Origin of the sequence: Pelagibacterium montanilacus (genome assembly GCF_003992665.1) — a bacterium.
Taxonomy (GTDB): domain Bacteria; phylum Pseudomonadota; class Alphaproteobacteria; order Rhizobiales; family Devosiaceae; genus Pelagibacterium; species Pelagibacterium montanilacus.
Genome location: NZ_RZMX01000008.1, coordinates 65,642 through 81,967, shown reverse-complemented (window position 1 = coordinate 81,967; position 16,326 = coordinate 65,642). Strand labels below are relative to the sequence as shown.

General features: G+C 65.1%; 15 protein-coding genes and 1 other RNA gene. 8 read left to right on the top strand and 8 right to left on the bottom strand.

Annotation, left to right across the window (positions count from 1 at the left end):
• Window positions 1-38: 38 nt before the first annotated feature.
• Window positions 39-1,868 carry an aminopeptidase P family protein gene (locus tag EO136_RS02570; RefSeq protein ID WP_127142908.1) on the bottom strand — a complete coding sequence of 610 codons (1,830 nt, stop codon included), beginning with the start codon at window positions 1,866-1,868 and terminating at the stop codon, window positions 39-41.
• A 139-nt stretch (window positions 1,869-2,007) separates the two neighbouring features.
• Here EO136_RS02570 and EO136_RS18520 point away from each other — a divergent pair, with 139 nt between their 5' ends.
• Complete coding sequence (locus EO136_RS18520; protein WP_164730408.1) at window positions 2,008-2,151, top strand: hypothetical protein; 144 nt, start codon at window positions 2,008-2,010, stop codon at window positions 2,149-2,151.
• Window positions 2,152-2,229: 78 nt separating this feature from the next.
• Here the strand turns inward: EO136_RS18520 and EO136_RS02565 are convergent, their stop codons facing one another.
• A complete protein-coding gene (locus EO136_RS02565; protein WP_164730407.1) occupies window positions 2,230-3,099 on the bottom strand; it encodes a 50S ribosomal protein L11 methyltransferase in 870 nt (289 codons plus the stop codon).
• Between the two features lie 150 nt (window positions 3,100-3,249).
• Between EO136_RS02565 and EO136_RS02560 the strand changes: the two genes are divergently transcribed.
• Window positions 3,250-3,543, top strand: a complete 294-nt coding sequence (locus EO136_RS02560; protein WP_127142906.1) for a putative quinol monooxygenase — start codon at window positions 3,250-3,252, stop codon at window positions 3,541-3,543.
• 24 nt (window positions 3,544-3,567) lie between these two features.
• Here the strand turns inward: EO136_RS02560 and EO136_RS02555 are convergent, their stop codons facing one another.
• The 3 genes from EO136_RS02555 to EO136_RS02545 form a co-directional block, all read right to left on the bottom strand.
• Window positions 3,568-4,269, bottom strand: coding sequence for an HAD family hydrolase (locus tag EO136_RS02555; RefSeq protein WP_127142905.1), 702 nt, complete (start codon window positions 4,267-4,269; stop codon window positions 3,568-3,570).
• Window positions 4,270-4,338: 69 nt separating this feature from the next.
• Complete coding sequence (locus tag EO136_RS02550) at window positions 4,339-4,560, bottom strand: DUF3072 domain-containing protein (RefSeq protein ID WP_127142904.1); 222 nt, start codon at window positions 4,558-4,560, stop codon at window positions 4,339-4,341.
• A gap of 73 nt (window positions 4,561-4,633) precedes the next feature.
• Window positions 4,634-6,958, bottom strand: coding sequence for an ATP-dependent helicase (locus EO136_RS02545; protein ID WP_127142903.1), 2,325 nt, complete (start codon window positions 6,956-6,958; stop codon window positions 4,634-4,636).
• A gap of 227 nt (window positions 6,959-7,185) precedes the next feature.
• On the opposite strand from EO136_RS02545, the gene EO136_RS02540 reads away from it, so the two are divergent.
• Window positions 7,186-10,872 (top strand): AsmA family protein, encoded by a 3,687-nt coding sequence (locus tag EO136_RS02540; RefSeq protein ID WP_127142902.1) that lies wholly within the window; start codon window positions 7,186-7,188, stop codon window positions 10,870-10,872.
• Here EO136_RS02540 and EO136_RS02535 read toward each other — a convergent pair.
• From EO136_RS02535 to ssrA, 3 genes are all read right to left on the bottom strand, one after another.
• Entirely contained in the window at window positions 10,867-11,082 is a 216-nt protein-coding gene (locus EO136_RS02535; RefSeq protein ID WP_127142901.1) for a ribbon-helix-helix domain-containing protein, read from the bottom strand. The two genes, EO136_RS02540 and EO136_RS02535, sit on opposite strands and share 6 nt — an antisense overlap.
• A gap of 2 nt (window positions 11,083-11,084) precedes the next feature.
• Window positions 11,085-11,591 carry an SspB family protein gene (locus EO136_RS02530; protein ID WP_127142900.1) on the bottom strand — a complete coding sequence of 169 codons (507 nt, stop codon included), beginning with the start codon at window positions 11,589-11,591 and terminating at the stop codon, window positions 11,085-11,087.
• A 106-nt stretch (window positions 11,592-11,697) separates the two neighbouring features.
• Window positions 11,698-12,051, bottom strand: a transfer-messenger RNA (tmRNA) gene (gene ssrA, locus EO136_RS02525).
• 75 nt (window positions 12,052-12,126) lie between these two features.
• Here ssrA and EO136_RS02520 point away from each other — a divergent pair.
• The 5 genes from EO136_RS02520 to hflC all read left to right on the top strand — a co-directional run bounded on the left by EO136_RS02520 (window position 12,127) and on the right by hflC (window position 16,243).
• On the top strand, window positions 12,127-12,921 hold the full coding sequence (locus EO136_RS02520; RefSeq protein WP_127142899.1) for a thymidylate synthase: 795 nt from the start codon (window positions 12,127-12,129) through the stop codon (window positions 12,919-12,921).
• Window positions 12,921-13,400, top strand: coding sequence for a GNAT family N-acetyltransferase (locus EO136_RS02515; RefSeq protein WP_127142898.1), 480 nt, complete (start codon window positions 12,921-12,923; stop codon window positions 13,398-13,400). Before EO136_RS02520 ends, EO136_RS02515 begins: the two co-directional genes overlap by 1 nt.
• Entirely contained in the window at window positions 13,397-13,927 is a 531-nt protein-coding gene (locus tag EO136_RS02510; RefSeq protein ID WP_127142897.1) for a dihydrofolate reductase, read from the top strand. The genes EO136_RS02515 and EO136_RS02510 overlap by 4 nt, the downstream gene beginning before the upstream one ends.
• 79 nt (window positions 13,928-14,006) lie before the next feature.
• Entirely contained in the window at window positions 14,007-15,110 is a 1,104-nt protein-coding gene (gene hflK, locus EO136_RS02505; protein WP_127142896.1) for an FtsH protease activity modulator HflK, read from the top strand.
• Window positions 15,110-16,243 (top strand): protease modulator HflC, encoded by a 1,134-nt coding sequence (gene hflC / locus EO136_RS02500; protein WP_127142895.1) that lies wholly within the window; start codon window positions 15,110-15,112, stop codon window positions 16,241-16,243. Before hflK ends, hflC begins: the two co-directional genes overlap by 1 nt.
• Window positions 16,244-16,326: the final 83 nt, after the last annotated feature.

Below are 16,326 nucleotides of genomic sequence, written 5' to 3'. Positions count from 1 at the left end.
CGAACCGGAAAAGTGGATACCCTTCTCTTGGAAACGCTTTAGATCGGCGCCGTCGCTGCGGCCAGCCATTGGCGCTCGGCATCGGTTGCCAGGTCGGGCCCGATCTCGGCGGAAACGCGGGCGTGATAGGCGTTGAGCCAGTCGCGCTCTGTGGGGTCCAGAAGCTCGAGCGCCAGCAGGTGCCGGTCGATGGGCGCCAGCGTCAGGGTTTCAAATTCCAGATAGCCCTGATGCTGGGCAGCGGCTTTCACCGCCACGAGGTTCTCGATCCGGATGCCGTACCGGCCTTCGAGATAAACGCCCGGCTCGTTGGAGATGACCATGCCCTCTTCCAGCGCCACCGTGTAGCGCGGAGAAATCCCTGCCGGCCCCTCGTGCACTGAAAGCCCCGCGCCCACACCGTGGCCGGTGCCGTGGTTGTAGGTCAGTCCCGCCTGCCAGAGGAACTGGCGCGCCAGAATGTCGAGCTGGGCGCCGGTTGTGCCCTTGGGAAAACGCGCCCGCGAGATGGCGATCATGCCCTTGAGCACGCGGGTGAAGTGATCGCGCTCGGCCGCCCCGGCGGTGCCGGTTGCCATGGTGCGGGTGATGTCGGTGGTGCCCATCGCGTATTGCCCGCCGCTGTCGACCAGCATCAGCTCGCCGGGCACGATGGTGCGATTGGTGCTGCGCGACACGCGATAATGGACAATGGCGCCGTGCGGGCCCGAGCCCGAAATCGTCTCGAAGCTCACATCATAGGCCCCGGCGTCCCGGCGCATGGCCTCGAGCATTTCCACAACGTCGATCTCGGTCAGCTCGCCACGCGCCGCCGCGGCGTCGAACCAGGCCAGAAACCGGGTCACTGCGATTCCGTCCAGCCGGTGCGCCTCGCGCATGCCGTCCAGTTCCAGCGGGTTCTTCCGGGCCTTGGCCATCTGCACGGGGTCGCGCTCGGTGACGGTGTCGGCGCCGGCTTCATCGAGAAGCGTTTTGATCCGGATGGGTGCCGAGGCCGGGTCGAACCAAAGCCGGGCCTTGCGTTCCGCATAGGCGGCCAGCGTGGGCTCGAATTCGCTGCGATCGCGGAGCTGGGCGCGGCCCGCGAGCGCCGAGGCGTTGTCCTGGGTGCACTTTTCAGCCGCCACAAAGAGCAGAGGGGCTCCCTCACGGGGCACCAGCGCGAAGCCGAGCACGAAGGGGTTGTGGGGAATGTCGCGCCCCCGGATGTTGAACAGCCAGCACAGGGATTCGGGCAGGGTCAGCACCAGCGCGTCGGCGCCGCGCACCGCCATCGTCTCGCGAAGCGCGGCCAGCTTGTCGGCTGCCGACTGGCCGGCCTTATCGTCCTCGATCACCAGAATCGGCCCCTCGGGCGCGGCCGGCCGGTCGCTCCAGATTGCATCGACCGGGTTCTCCACCGGCATAAGGGCAATGCCGGTGGGGTCCAGCGCCTTTTTCAGCACCTCGATCTGGCTGGGCGTGTGCAGCCAGGGGTCGAACCCGATCCGGCTGCCCGCGTCAAACGCTTCGGCCATCCAGGCGCCGGGGCTGGTCGTGGTTGTATCCACCACCTCGAGAAGATCGGTGTCGGTCTGGGCCGGCGCCTGCAGGGTGTAGCGGCTGTCCACGCACAACGCCGCACGCTCCCTGCCGATCACCGCCAGCCCCGCCGAACCGGTAAACCCGGTCACATAGGCGAGCCGCGCATCGCAATCGGGCACATATTCGCCCTGATGCACATCGGCCCGCGGCACCAGAAAGGCGTCGAGTTCCATCTTTGCCAGCGCCTCGCGCAGCGCGGCCAGCCGCCCTGCGACCTGGCCGGGGTCCGAGCGCTCCTCGAAGCTCTGGAAATGCGCGGGCGGGATGGGCGTGGAAAGGGGCATGGAGCAGGCTTTCATCGACATGCGCGCGGGGAGCATGGCTGGGTTGCTGTTTGGCCCCTAACTAGCAGATGCGGAACGGTCTATCTATTGGATCAAGAATTTCAGAGGCGAGTCCCTCGCCAGAATACGGAGACATGACATGGCTGAAGACAAGAGCATCTTCCGCAAGGCAATTGACGCAATGGTCGAAGCACGCGGCCGCGAGGCTCAGCGCCACATCGATCGCTACCAGCGCATCTATGGTTGCGATTTCGGCGCGTCCCGCAAGGGCGCCGGCCAATAATCGAGCAGTGACCGGGCACAAGTCCCGGTCCGCCTGATCTGATCGTGTCCCGCTCGCCATCCGGCGCGCGGGGCTTTTTTATGGCTTTTCGATCGTCAGGGTCGTCCAGTCGCCCCGTACGATCCGCTCGCGCAGCACTGCGCCCTGCTGCCGGTAAGCGGCGAGAACGCGCGTTGACTGGGTGTTGAGCAGGCCCGAGAGGATGATCGTGCCGCCCCGCTCGGTCAGGCGCACGAGGTCTGGCGCCAGCGCCACCAGCGGCCCGGCAAGGATATTGGCGATCACCAGATCATAGGGCGCCCCCATGGCGATCTCCCGGTTGGCGACGCCGGTGGCGAGGATCGGGCGGATCAGTGCCGGCACTGCGTTGAGCCGGGCGTTCTCGGCGGTGGTGCGCACCGCCAGCGGATCGATGTCGGAGGCGAGCACCTTGAGCCGCGTGCGCTTGGCCACCGCGATGGCCAGAATGCCGGTTCCGGTGCCCACGTCGATGGTGCGGTAGGGGCGCCTGCGCTTGAGCAAGCGGTCGATTGCCTCGAGGCATCCCGTGGTCGTCTCGTGGTGGCCCGTGCCAAAGGCCTGCGCCGCGTCGATATGGATCGGCGTCGTCCCAGCCGGGGGCGCTCCGGTCTCGTGGCTGCCATAGACATAGAACCCGCCCGCCGCGACCGGGCGCAGCCCTTCGAGCGATCGGGTGACCCAGTCGGCATCGGCGTCGATCGGATCGACCGAAAAGCCCACATCATTGCCCAGGATTTCCCGCGCCAGCGCCTGAAAGGCCTCGACGTCCGGCGGGCTGTCGCAGGTCGCCTCGAACACCCATTCGCCGGTCTCGGTATCCTCATGGGCCGATGCGGTGATCGCGAGATCGTCGCGTTCCATCACCGCGTCGACGAGCGCATAGGCCTGGTCCTTGGTGAGCGGGGTCGAAATCTGGTCCTGGGACATGGCGCGCCCTTGGGTTGCAACCTTGGGGTGTAAGGTTCGGGCGTTGTGCCGGGGCCCGGGGGGCAAGTCAACCGGTGCGCGCTGCACCGGCGCATTGACCGGGCCAACGGATCGTCCATTATCCATTCCCGAGACCGAGGGAGGCGAGCCATGTACGGACTGATCGGACAGATGTTTGCGGCACAAGGCCGGCGCGAGGAGCTCATTGCGGTCATGTGCGCGAGCGTGGGCGAGATGCCCGGCTGCCTGAGCTATGTGGTCGCCCGCGATCCCAAGTCCGACGACGGGGTCTGGGTCACGGAAGTCTGGGACAGCGCCGAAAGCCACAAGGGCTCGCTCGCCATTCCCGAGGTCAAGGCCACTATCGAAAAGGCCATGCCCCTGATCGCCCGATTCGGGGAGCACTTCGAAACCGAGCCGGTCGGCGGCCACGGTCTGGCCTGACCGTCCGCCTGAGGGGAGGGCGGGTCAGCCCTTCAGCGTCTCCACCAGCCCGGGCAATTGGGCCAGCGACCCGATGGCGTTGAAGCGCTCGGCCTCCACCGGCGGCTCGGCACGCTCATAGTCCCAGGTCAGGGTGTGGGGCACATGGGTGCCCCAGCCGCCCGCTTCGATGGCCGGAATGACGTCCGAGCGCAACGAGTTGCCCACCATCATCGCCGCTTCCGGCCCCGTGCCGTGCCGGGCAAAAGCGCTGCGATAGGTGCTTGCGGTCTTGTCCGACACGATCTCGACCGCGTCGAAGAACTCACCGAGCCCCGATTGGGCCAGTTTGCGCTCCTGGTCGAACAGATCGCCCTTGGTGATCAGGACCAGCGTATGGTCTCGCGTCATCGTCTCGAGCGTCTCGTGCACGTTGGGCAGGGTATCGACCGGATGGGCCAGCATCTCGCGTCCGGCATTGACGATCCGCCCGATCACCGCGCCGGGCACCTTGCCGCCCGTCACTTCGATCGCGGTCTCGATCATCGAGAGGGTGAAGCCCTTGATCCCGAACCCGTAGCGCGCAAGGTTCCGCATCTCGGTTTCGAGGAGGGTTCTCGAAAGCACGTCGGGCTCGGCATAGTCTGCGAGCAATTCGGCGAAATGGGCGTGGGTCAGCCGGAAGAAGTGTTCGTTCTCCCAGAGCGTGTCGTCCGCATCGAACCCGATGGTGGTCAATCTCGCCATTGGCCTTGCCTCCTCGTCGGCCTCTGGTATCGCGACCGACCGGGCAGGGCAATGGGCGTATGGCGCGCCTTATCGCTTGGCGTGCCTTAGCAGCTCGATGCGCTTTTGCGCTTCCAGATGGGTCAGTTTCTCGTCGAAAGCGTCGTGTTCGCCGGTGGCCTGGGCGAGGCTGCGCAACTCGTCTTCCTGCTCGCGGGTCATCGGCCCGCCGCCCGACTCGGCGTCCTCGTGCTCGTTGTCGCGCTGGGCGTCGGGATTTGCGGTGGCAATGCCGGGATGGGAATCGGACATGGGTATAGGGCTCCGTCCTTGTGACGGCACGTCAACGGCAGCGTCGCCCAAGGGTTCCCGAGTGGCTGGGTGCTCAGCCCTTGGTCACGAAGCTGTCGAGCACCTTTTTGGGGCCGGCCTTCTCGAAGTCGATCGAGAGCTTGTTGCCCTCGGCCGCCGTCACGGTGCCATAGCCGAACTTGAGGTGAAACACGCGCTCTCCCAGCCCATAGGCCGCAGCGGGCCCGGATGACCGGGCCACGAGATCGCCGTCGATGGTGACGGGGCCGGGGCTCTTGCGGTTGGCCTGCTGGCGCTGGGCGCGCTGCCAGCCGGGGGTCTCATAGACGCTCCCGAACGGATCGCGCGCATCGAACCGCGTCGCGGCGCGCCCGCCATAGCTGTAGCCGCCATACGACGAGCCGGTGTCGGTCACCTCGACCACCGAGGCGGGCAGCTCGTCGAGAAAGCGCGAGGGGATCGAGGACTGCCAGTTGCCGTAGATCCGCCGGTTCTGGGCCAGCGAAATCCGGCACCGCCGCCGCGCGCGGGTGATGCCCACATAGGCGAGCCTGCGCTCCTCCTCGAGCCCCGCCAGCCCGGATTCGTCGAGCGCCCGCTGGTGGGGGAACAACCCTTCCTCCCAGCCGGGCAAAAAGACGGTGTTGAACTCGAGCCCCTTGGCCGAGTGCAACGTCATGATCGAAACCGCGTCCTCCGCCGCGTCGCCCGAATCCCGGTCCATCACCAGCGCGATATGCTCGAGAAACCCACTCAGATTCTCGAACTCCTCCATGGAGCGCACCAATTCCTTGAGGTTTTCGAGCCGCCCCGGGGCGTCGGCGGATTTGTCTTCCTTCCACATGGCGGTGTAGCCGGACTCGTCGAGGATCTGCTCGGCCAGCTCGTGATGAGGAATGGTGCGCGAGCGCTCCGCCCAATCATCGATCTGGCGCAGCAGGCCGCGAAAGGTGGAGCGCTGGCGCGGCTTGATCTCTTCGGTCTCGGCCAGGTCGCGCACGGCGGCGAGCAGCGGCATCCCCGCCTTGCGCGCCGTGTCGTGAACGATCTGGATCGTTGTGTCGCCCAGCCCGCGCTTGGGCACGTTCACGATGCGCTCGAAGGCGAGATCGTCGCCCGGATTGGCCACGATGCGCAAATAGGCCAACGCGTCGCGGATTTCCCGGCGCTCGTAAAAGCGCGGGCCGCCGATCACGCGGTAGTTCAGCCCTAGCGTGATGAAACGCTCCTCGAACTCGCGCATCTGGAACGATGCGCGCACCAGGATCGCCATGTCGTCGAGCATGTGGCCCTGGCGCTGGTCCTGCTCGATCTGCTCGCCCACATGGCGCGCCTCCTCCTCGCTGTCCCACACAGAGGTGACGGCGATCTTGTCGCCCTCATCGCCCACATCGGTCTGCAGCGTCTTGCCCAGCCGCGACTCGTTGTGCGCAATCAGATGGGAGGCGGCGGCGAGGATGTTGGAGGTCGAGCGGTAGTTGCGCTCGAGCTTGATGACCACGGCGCCGGGAAAATCCTTCTCGAAGCGCAGGATGTTGTCCACCTCGGCCCCGCGCCAGCCATAGATCGACTGATCGTCGTCGCCCACCACGCAGATATTGGCCGGGCTGTGCCCATCGCGGGACTGGGCCAGCAGCCGCAGCCACATGTACTGGGCGGTGTTGGAATCCTGGTATTCGTCCACGAGGACATAGCGAAAGCGCTGATGGTACTCGGCCAGAACTCCGGGGTTTTCCTTGAACAGCCGGATGCCCTCGAGCAGCAGATCCCCGAAATCGGCTGCGTTGAGCGTCTTGAGCCGCGCCTGATAGTCCGCATAGAGCTTGGTGCCCTTGCCATTGGCAAAGAACCCCGAATCCGCGGCGGAGACATCCTTGGGCAGAAGCCCCCGATTCTTCCATCCGTCCATCATTCCGGCGAACTGGCGAGCCGGCCAGCGCTTCTCGTCGATGTTCTCGGCGGCCAGCAATTGCTTGATCAGCCGGATCTGGTCGTCGGTGTCCAGAATGGTGAAGTCGGGCCGGAGGTCGACCAACTCAGCGTGACTTCGCAAGAGCCTTGCACCGATCGAGTGGAAAGTGCCCATCCAGCGCATCGGCTGTAAAGCGGGGACAAAGCTATCAATGCGGTCCTTCATCTCGCGGGCGGCTTTGTTGGTGAAGGTCACCGCCAGGATCTGGTTGCCATGTGCGAGTCGCGTATTCAGGATATGGGCGATCCGGGTGGTCAGCACGCGTGTCTTGCCCGTGCCCGCGCCGGCCAGCACGAGCAGGGGACCTTCGGTGGTCATCACCGCTTCGCGCTGCTCGGAATTGAGCCCTTCGAGATAGGCGGGCGCGCGAGCGGCGAACTGGCTGGTGATCGGGCCTTGCGGGCGATGCGGCGGGACTGAACTCATACGGGGCTTGACGAATCTCTTTTTGTTCTCCTGATGGGCTATATATGCTTTCGGACGTTCAATGTATATGGATGGGCTTGGACGTGTCGGACGCCACGCCGTATCACAAAGCGGTGAGAGGGCTGGTCGTGACATGGACTGGCCGCACTCGGCAGGCACGACGCAGCAAGGTGGACGGGACCGGCTTTCGGTCCGCTGCGAACGGGACGTGAGGGTACGTTAGGGCATTGGCCAATCGCATCTACATCGCCGTAGGTATTCTGCTGATTCTGCTTATGGGCGGGGCGTTCCTCGTTCCCGGCTTCATCGACTGGAATTCCTACAAGGTCCGCATGGAAGCGCTGGCCGGGGAGGCGCTGGGCACCGAAGTGCTCATCGCCGGCGATGTGGGGTTCGAGCTCCTGCCACAGCCGCGCCTCACCGTATCGGATGTGCGCCTTGGTCCCGAGGACGCTCCCTTGGGGAGCATTGCCTCGGTCGAGGCCGATTTCTCCCTCATGGATTTCCTGCGCGACCGGTTCGTGGTCACCGACCTCGTCGTGCGCTCGCCCCGGCTCGAGGTCGCGGTGTCCCCCGATGGGCTGATCGAAACACGGCTCGACCTCGCCGACAGCGCCACTGCATCCAACATCATCATTGCCGATGCCCGGTTCGAGGGCGGGCAGGTGCTCATCAGCGACGGGCGCAGCGGTGAGCAGTTTCTGGCCGATATGGTCTCTGGCACCCTCCAGATGAGCGGCCCGCGCGGCCCGTTCGCGCTCGAAGCCCAGGGCGTCCACGAGGGCTCGGCCTATGGGTTCGGGCTGGCCACCTCCCAGGTCAACGAGGACGGCGCGGTCCAGGTCACTGCATCGCTGCGCCCGTTGCGCGGCGCGTATTCGCTCACTGCGGAAGGCCTCCTGCAGGCCGGGGCCGAGCCCGATTTCGAGGGCACGCTGCGCTATCGCCAGTTCGCGGATCGGACCGCGGATGTCGCGGCCGGCGATCTCGTCCTCGACAGCCCGATGACCGCCACGACCAGCCGCGTCGTGCTCGATGACTTCGTTCTCATGCCCAACGAGCATCAGGCAGCCACCCGGCTGACGGGATCGGCAACGGTTGTTCTGGGGGAAACCCCGCAGTTCTCCGCACGCGTTGCCGGTAATGTCGTCACCCTCCTGGGCCCGGTCGTTGCGACCGGCGATCAGGAAGAGGCCGAGGACATGACCTTCATGGCCATGCTTGGATCCATGCCCCGGCCGCCGCTTCCGGGCCTGCCCGGGCGGATCGACATGGAAATCGCCGAGCTCGGACTGCGCGGGGTTGCGCTGCGGTCGGTCAGCCTGGATGCCACCACCGATGGCGAGGTCTGGTCCATCGAGGATCTGTCGGGCCGGCTGACGGGCGATACCGATCTCCGTCTCTCGGGCATGCTCGGGGAATCGGGCGGGCTGCCGATGTTCGAGGGCACGGTTTCGGCCGATACCGACCGGCTCGACGCCCTCTCCACGCTCTGGAAGCGGCCATCCGAGGTTCAGTCCCTGTTCAACATGAGCGGCGGGTATCAGGGCGCCGTTCGGTTTTCGGGCGGCATGCTGCAATTTTCCGGCGGGCAATTTTCGCTCGACGGCACCAGCCACCAGCTCGATGCCACCCTGCGCTTCGGGTCCGAACCCAGTCTGGATGTCTCGGCCAATTTTTCTGCCCTCAGCGCCGGCCAAAGCGAGGCTTTGATGACGCTGGTTCCCGCGCTCGATTCCAACAGCGCGCTCGGGGCTGGCTTTTCGCGTGGCCGGCTGGACCTTGTGGCGGCCTCGGGCTCGGCCATGGGCTATCGGTTCGAGGATATGGACATCGATGCGCAATGGTCCCCCGCCGGACTGACCTTCAATCGGGCTCGGATTGCCGATTTCGGGGGCGTGGGGTTCGAAGGCACCGGCACCATTGGCGGCGATCTGGCCCAGCCCGATATCGCGGGCTCGGGCCGTCTTTCTGTCGCGCGCGGCGCGGACCTTCTCGATGCGCTTGTCGGGTCGTCCGAAAATGCCTGGCCAGCCCGCGATCTCCTGCTGTCGGCCTTGCCCGCCAGCTTCGACGCCACGCTGGCGCGGCGTTCGGCGGATGGAAGCCAGACCCTGACGGTCGATGGAGAGGCTGCAGAGGCAGATATGGCGCTTGACGTCTCCTTCGCCGACGGCATCGCTGCCTTCCCCGGCGGGTCGGTCACCTTCACGGCAGAGGCAAATGCCCAGAGTGGCGAGCAGTTTTTCTCGACCCTGGGCATGGCTGCGCTGGTACCGGCCGAGGATGGCATCCAGGTTTCGGCCACCGGGACGGGCGTGCCGAACCGGTCACTCGATGGCGAAATTTCCATGGATGGCGGGTTCGAGCGCATGGTGCTCTCGGGCACGCTCATCACCTCCGATCCGACGGCGTTCTCGGGCGAGGGGACCGTTTATTTCCTTCTTGAGGACGTTGCAGCGCTGGCCGAGGCCGCCGGGGCAGGGGGTATCCATTTCGCTGGTCTGGAAGGCTCCGCCAGTCTGGCATTTTCCGGGGCCGACAGTCTTGTTCTGACAGACATTTCCGCTTTCGCCGGAGATGCAGAAGTGCTGGGCGATCTCACCTATGCCCGCCAGGGCGGCGGCGCTCTGGTCAGCGGCGAAATCTGGCTGTCTGAAATCGACCTCGATACGTTCTCGGCCATGGCGGCCGGGCCCGGCGCCGGTCTGCACCTTACCGACGGCACATGGCCTGACGGTCCGATCGATATCGGCTCGGCGCCCCGCGAGACGCGCGGGCGCATCGCAGTCACGTCCCCGATCCTGAACGCCGATGGCCAAGTGGTCATGACCGATCTGGCGTTCGAGCAGTCATGGGACGATCAGGAAGTGCGCATCCGCTCGCTCACCGCATCGCTGGGCGGCGGCACGCTCACCGCAGAGGCGTCGCTGTGCTGCGCGGCAACCCCCACGGACCGGAGCTTTCAGGGGCGCGTCACGCTCGAGGGCGCCACGCTGGCCTCGGTCCTCCCTGATGGGGCCGGCTCCGGCATCTCTGCGGTGCTCGATGCGGGCGTTCAGGTGCAGGGCAGCGGGAACAGCTTCCGCGAGATCGTCGGCTCTCTGACCGGCACGGGCAGCTTTTCGCTCGCGGACCTCTCGGTGGCCAATCTTTCCCCCGACGCGTTCAGCCGTGCTGCCGCGATCGACAACATCATCGACCTCGAGCCCGAGGCGCTTGAGACCACCTTCGTGGACGCGCTCGATGTGGGGCCGTTTCAGGCTTCAGAAGCCGGGGGGACGTTCTCTGTGGCGGGCGGGGTGTTCCGGGTCTCCAACGTCGCGATCGACGGCAGGCAGGCCCGGCTGCTTGGCGGCGGTACGCTCTCGCTGGAAAGCCTCGCGCTTGCGTCCGACTGGACGCTCGAGCCCACCACCAGCCTTGCGGGCAATGGTCTGATCACCGAATCCACCGCCCGCATCGGTGTGGTGGTCGATGGTGCGCTCTCGGATCCCGAGCGCTCGCTCGACCTCTCCCGGATGGTCGATGCCATTCAGATGCAGGCCTATGAAGCTGAACTGGCCGAGCTCGAGCGCCTGCGCGCCGAGCAGGAGGACCGCCAGCGCGCCAATGCCCGGGAGCAGGTCCGCTTGATGGAGGAAGAGGCCCGGCGCCAGGCTGAGCAGGTGCTGCGCGAGGAAGAGGCCGCGGCTCAGGCCGCAAGGGACGCGGAACGTCGCGAACGCATCGAGGCGCTGACCGAGCGGCTCAACGAAACCCAGCCGCCGCTCCAGCCCGTGCCGGCACCAACGCCTGCACCCGCCCCCGAAGCGCAGCCCGCAGCGCCGGACTGGCAGAACGATTCCCAAGACCCTGACAGCTCGATTTTCGCGCTCCCGCCTTCGGTGTTCGAGATGCTGCCCGAGCTATGAGCGCGCGGCGCGGGCTTTGAGCCAGACGAGCACCGCCACGCGTAGCGCTGATGAGAGATTGGGCGTCTCGCGGTCCTCGTCGATCCGCGCGACCAGTTGAGGCAGGCTTTCGCCGCGCTCTCGGGCCATCGTCTCTAGGCACTCCCAGAACTGCTCTTCAAGCGCGATCGAGGTTCTGTGCCCTGCAATGGTCAGGGACCGCTTCTTCACGCCTATTTCTTGCGGAAGGAATCAAGGCTCACGACCTTCTCGCCCGAGCCGCCCTCGTCGGGGCCGTCGCCTTCAGGCTCGTCGGACTCGTTGGAGGCCGCGGGCACAACGTTCGAAACCGTGCCCGTCGGGCCCGCAGAGCTTTCGGGCGCGTCGGCGACCTCGAACTGCAATCCGAACTGCACGGAGGGGTCAAAAAAGCCTTTGACCGCGGAAAACGGGATGACCAGCAATTCGTTCTGCCCGTCGAACGAGAGCCCGACCTCGAACCCGGTTTCCGAGACGTTGAGGTCCCAGAACTGGTTCTGCAGCACGATGGTCATTTCCTGATCGTACTGGGCGAGAAGACGCTGGCTGACGCGTACGCCCGGCGCCCGCGTCACGAAGGATATGAAGAAATGATGGTCCCCGGGCAGTCCGGTGCGCGACACCTCGGTGAGCACCTTGCGGACGACGCCGCGCAATGCTTCCTGAGCCAGAATGTCGTAGCGGATGTGATCTTCTGCCATCGGGTCGGGGAATCCTCACTGGTCGTGCGTGCCGGACAAGCGGCGGGAATCTGTTCTGGCGCCCATACAGCCCAAATCCGGCGAGAAATTCAAGCACTGAAAGGAGGATGCAGGCTTCTGTTGCCAGGTGCCTGCGGACCCCGCCTATGCCCGGCTAGGAGCGTAGGACTTCAATTCCCAGTTGTCGCACCGCTTACGCGGCGAGAGCTACCGGAGCCTTATTGTTGTCATTTGCAACTATAAGTTTTAGTCCGATAACGGTGGTACCATGCCGAGCGAAAACACACCCTTTACGCCCTCGTCGATCCTGTTTCGCCCCCATAAGCCTTGCGAACAAGGGGAATGGTGGAGGCGCCGGGTACTGCCCCCGGGTCCGATGGGTTTATTACGATGGCCGTTTATCGCCATAGCTGTTGCCAGCTCCGCCAATATAGGCGGTCATGACGAAAATGCAAAGGGTGGGGCTGGCAAAACCTGGGGATCGTCCGGTGCTGCCCGTCGCGCGGGCGCCGTAGAATCGGTATAGCCTCGTGCCATGAAGCAGTATCTCGATCTTCTCGCGCACGTCATGGATACCGGCGTCGACCGGTCCGACCGCACCGGCACCGGCACGCGGTCCGTTTTCGGCTACCAGATGCGCTTCGATCTCGCCCAGGGCTTTCCTCTGCTCACCACCAAGAAGCTCCATATCCGCTCGATCGTCTATGAATTGCTGTGGTTCCTGCGCGGGGATACCAATGTCCGCTGGCTTCAAGAGCACGGCGTCAGGATATGGGACGCGTGGGCCGATGAGAACGGCGATCTCGGCCCGGTCTACGGCAGCCAGTGGCGCAGCTGGCCGGCGCCAGATGGCCGCCGGATCGATCAGATCTCGGCGCTGGTCGAGCAGATCCGCACCCGCCCGGATTCCCGCCGGCACATCGTTTCGGCGTGGAACCCGGCCGAAGTCGAGGACATGGCGCTGCCGCCCTGCCATTGCCTTTTCCAGTTCTACGTCTCGGAGGGCCGGCTCTCGTGCCAGCTCTACCAGCGCTCCGCCGACATCTTCCTCGGCGTGCCCTTCAACATCGCGTCCTATGCGCTCCTCACGCACATGATGGCCGAGGTCACCGGACTCGCGCCGGGCGATTTCGTGCACACCTTCGGGGATGCGCACATCTATTCGAACCATTTCGAGCAGGCGCGCACACAGCTCCAGCGCACCCCCAGGCCCTTGCCGCGGCTCGAAATCAGAACCCCGCGCCGGTCGATCTTCGATTTCACCTTCGAGGATTTCGAGATCGTGGGCTATGAGCCCGATCCCCACATCAAGGCGGAGGTGTCCGTCTGATGGCCATGACGATCCGGCGCGCGGTGCCAGCCGATGCCGAACGTGTATTCGAGTTCATCGTCAGCCTCGCCGAGTTCGAGAAGCTGGGCGACGAGGTGACGGCCAGCGAACACGACATCGCCGCCTCGCTGTTCGGCCCCAATCCGCGCGTCTTTTGCGACATCGCCGAGCTCGACGGCGAGCCGGTGGGCTTTGCCCTGTGGTTTTACACCTTCTCCACATTCCAAGGCCGGCACGGCATCTGGCTCGAGGATTTGTTCGTGGAGCCGGAAGCGCGCGGCAATGGCATCGGCAAGGCGCTTCTGGCCCATCTCGCCCGCCGCTGCGTCGATGAGGGCCTCGGGCGGCTGAGCTGGTGGGTGCTCAACTGGAACGAGGACGCCATCGCGTTCTACACCGCCCATGGCGCCGTCATGCATGACGAGTGGACCACCTGCCGGGTAAGCGGACCCGACCTGCTGGCGCTGGCCGGCAAATGAGCGGCCCCCTCATCGCGATGATCGCCGCGGTGGCGGCGGACGGCACCATCGGGAACGGGGGGGAACTCCCCTGGCGCCTGCCGACCGATTTCGCCTTCTACAAGGCCACCACCATGGGCAAGCCCCTGGTCATGGGCCGCAAGACCTTCGAGAGCATCGGGCGGCCGCTGCCCGGGCGCACCAATATCGTGGTCACCCGGCAGCCGGATTTCCGGCCCGAGGGCGTGGAAGTCTTCGCCTCGCTCGATGACGCGCTGGCACACGCGAAAATGATCGCGACGCGAGATGGGGTCGAGGAGGTGATGATCAACGGGGGCGGGGAGATCTACGCGCTGGCCATGCCCCTCGCCGACCGGCTCTACATTACCCATGTCGAGGCCCGCCCGGGAGGCGATACCCGCTTCCCCGGGATCGATCCCGACCAATGGCGCATATCGGTCCTCGACGCCGTCCAGCCCACGGAACGCGACACGCTGCCGTTTACCGTGCGGCTTTACGACCGGGTCCGCCCCTCCGGTTTCCATTGATCGCAGGCTGGCGGTTCCCTATAAAGTCGCCACATACTCTGGAATTCAGAGACTTTCACGACAAACCGAAAGGGACGAAATGCCGTGGAATGAAAATCTGGGCGGCCGCCGCACGCGAAGTGGTGGGCCCTGGGGGCAGGCTCCTGGCGGCGGAGGCGGGGGCGGAGGTCCGCGTCGTCCTGGCGGCGGCGGGAGCAACAATACCCCAAACCTCGAAGATATCCTGGCGCGCGGGCGCCAGCAATTCGGCGGCGGTCTGCCGGGTGGCCGCTGGGCCGTGCTTGGCGGCGTCGCTGCCGTCCTGATTTTCTGGGGATCCCAGGCGATCTATACGATTGCGCCGCAGGAAATCGGCGTCGAGCTGCTGTTCGGGCAGCCCAAGGACGAATTCTCCCTTCCGGGCCTTCACTTCCACCTCTGGCCGCTCGAGCGCGTGGAAATCGCGAGCACGACCGAAAACCAGACCCGTGTGGGCGTGGGCAACCAGAACGAAGGGCTCATGCTCTCGGGCGATCAGAACATCGTCAACATGAACTTCTCGGTTCTCTGGCGCGTGGCCGATCCGCGCAATTATCTGTTCCTTGTGCGCGATCCCGACGAGATGGTGCGCCAGGCGGCCGAAAGCGCCATGCGCGAGGTCGTGGGCCGGCGGACCGCTCAGGACGTCTTCCGTGACGACCGTGCCGGCATCGCCATCGAGGTCCAGCAGATCACCCAGTCGATCCTCGAAAGCTACGGCGTGGGCGTCAACATCTCGAACATCTCGATCGAGAACGTCGCGCCTCCGACCGAGGTGGCCGATGCGTTCGACGAAGTGCAGCGTGCACTTCAGGACGAGGACCGCTTCCAGGAAGAAGCCCGGCAATACGCCAATACCCTTCTGGGTAGCGCGCGTGGTCAGGCCGCTTCCATTCGCGAAGAGGCCGCGGCCTATCAGGATCGCGTCATCAACGAGGCTCAGGGTCAGGCGGCAAGGTTCGTGTCGGTTTACAACGAATACCGCAACGCTCCCGAGGTCACCCGTCAGCGCATCTTCCTTGAGACAATGGAAGAGGTTCTGGGCGGCGCCAACAAGATGATCGTGGACCAGGGTGCAGGCTCGGGCGTCGTGCCCTATCTGCCCTTGCCCGAGCTCAGGCCTTCCAGCCCGTCCAGCACCACCGTGACCGGAGGTGGCCAGTAATGAACAGGCTCGTCATAGTCATCATCGCCCTCATCATTGCGGGCTATGTGCTCATCTCCTCGATCTTCATAGTCAACGAGCGCGAGCAGGCCATCGTCACCCGCTTCGGGGAAATCACCCGCGAGGTTCAGGAACCGGGACTGTACTTCAAGATCCCGACCGATTTCGTGGAGCAGGTGCAGTATATCGACAAGCGGCTCCTGCGATACGATCTAGAACGGATCCGGCTGCAGGTGTCGGGCGGTCAGTTCTACATCGTGGACGCGTTCATCACCTATCGCATCGAAGACCCGATCGCCTTCCGGCAGTCGGCGCTGGGCAGCCTGCAGATTGCAGAGCAGCGCATTGCAACACGTTTCGAATCCGCGCTGCGTGCCGTTTACGGGCTGCGCGAGTTCGATGCGGCTCTTTCCGAGCAGCGCAGCGAAATGATGCGTGAGGCCCGCGATCTGGTGGCCGCCGATATGGTGGAACTGGGTATCGAAGTCGTGGACGTCCGCATTCTGGTCACCGACCTTACCCCGGAAGTCTCCGCTCAGACCTTTGAGCGGATGCAGGCCGAGCGTTTGGCGGAAGCTGCCTTCCTCAGGGCACGCGGTCAGGAGCAGGCCCAGATCCTTCGGGCCATTGCCGACCGTCAGGCCGTCGAGATCGTCTCGGCCGCAAATCGAGATGGCGAGATCATCCGAGGCGAGGGCGACGCGGAGCGGAACCGGCTTTATGCCCAGGCCTATTCGCAGGATCAGTCCTTCTTCGAGTTCTACCGCTCGATGGAAGCCTATCGGACTGCGCTTGGCGACGGCGGAACCACGATGCTCCTGAGCCCGGACTCCGAGTTCTTCCAGTTCTTCGGGTCCGAAGAGTTCCCCGAGTTCACCACGCCGACGGCCGCGCCGATCGATATCGGAGTGGAGGGGCCATCGGAACAGCCCATAGACCGGTCCGAGTTCGACGAACTGCTGTCGACGGACAGCCTGCTGTTCGACGATGGAGAGGGCGCCCCTGCCGACATCGACGGCATGGATGTCGAGGACCTCGAACAGCTTCTCGAGGACGAGAACCTGGGTACACCTTCGACGGATGAAGAAGACATTCAGGTGGAAACCGAGCTCGATCCGGCGCTCTCCCAGTAAAGGGACGCCGCTGAACCACATAAAGGGGCGCGCCGCAGGGTGTGCCCCTTTTGCTTGGGACCTCGCATGGCCGGGATTTGGAG

Bases quoted from the DNA above. Each gene is read 5' to 3' on its own strand.
- EO136_RS18520 (WP_164730408.1), top strand. From the start codon at position 2,008: ATGGCTGAAGACAAGAGCATCTTCCGCAAGGCAATTGACGCAATGGTC.
- hflK (WP_127142896.1), top strand. From the start codon at position 14,007: ATGCCGTGGAATGAAAATCTGGGCGGCCGCCGCACGCGAAGTGGTGGG.
- EO136_RS02520 (WP_127142899.1), top strand. From the start codon at position 12,127: ATGAAGCAGTATCTCGATCTTCTCGCGCACGTCATGGATACCGGCGTC.
- EO136_RS02570 (WP_127142908.1), bottom strand. From the start codon at position 1,868: ATGCCCCTTTCCACGCCCATCCCGCCCGCGCATTTCCAGAGCTTCGAG.
- EO136_RS02510 (WP_127142897.1), top strand. From the start codon at position 13,397: ATGAGCGGCCCCCTCATCGCGATGATCGCCGCGGTGGCGGCGGACGGC.
- EO136_RS02555 (WP_127142905.1), bottom strand. From the start codon at position 4,269: ATGGCGAGATTGACCACCATCGGGTTCGATGCGGACGACACGCTCTGG.
- EO136_RS02530 (WP_127142900.1), bottom strand. From the start codon at position 11,591: ATGGCAGAAGATCACATCCGCTACGACATTCTGGCTCAGGAAGCATTG.
- EO136_RS02545 (WP_127142903.1), bottom strand. From the start codon at position 6,958: ATGAGTTCAGTCCCGCCGCATCGCCCGCAAGGCCCGATCACCAGCCAG.
- hflC (WP_127142895.1), top strand. From the start codon at position 15,110: ATGAACAGGCTCGTCATAGTCATCATCGCCCTCATCATTGCGGGCTAT.
- EO136_RS02560 (WP_127142906.1), top strand. From the start codon at position 3,250: ATGTACGGACTGATCGGACAGATGTTTGCGGCACAAGGCCGGCGCGAG.
- EO136_RS02565 (WP_164730407.1), bottom strand. From the start codon at position 3,099: ATGTCCCAGGACCAGATTTCGACCCCGCTCACCAAGGACCAGGCCTAT.
- EO136_RS02515 (WP_127142898.1), top strand. From the start codon at position 12,921: ATGGCCATGACGATCCGGCGCGCGGTGCCAGCCGATGCCGAACGTGTA.
- EO136_RS02550 (WP_127142904.1), bottom strand. From the start codon at position 4,560: ATGTCCGATTCCCATCCCGGCATTGCCACCGCAAATCCCGACGCCCAG.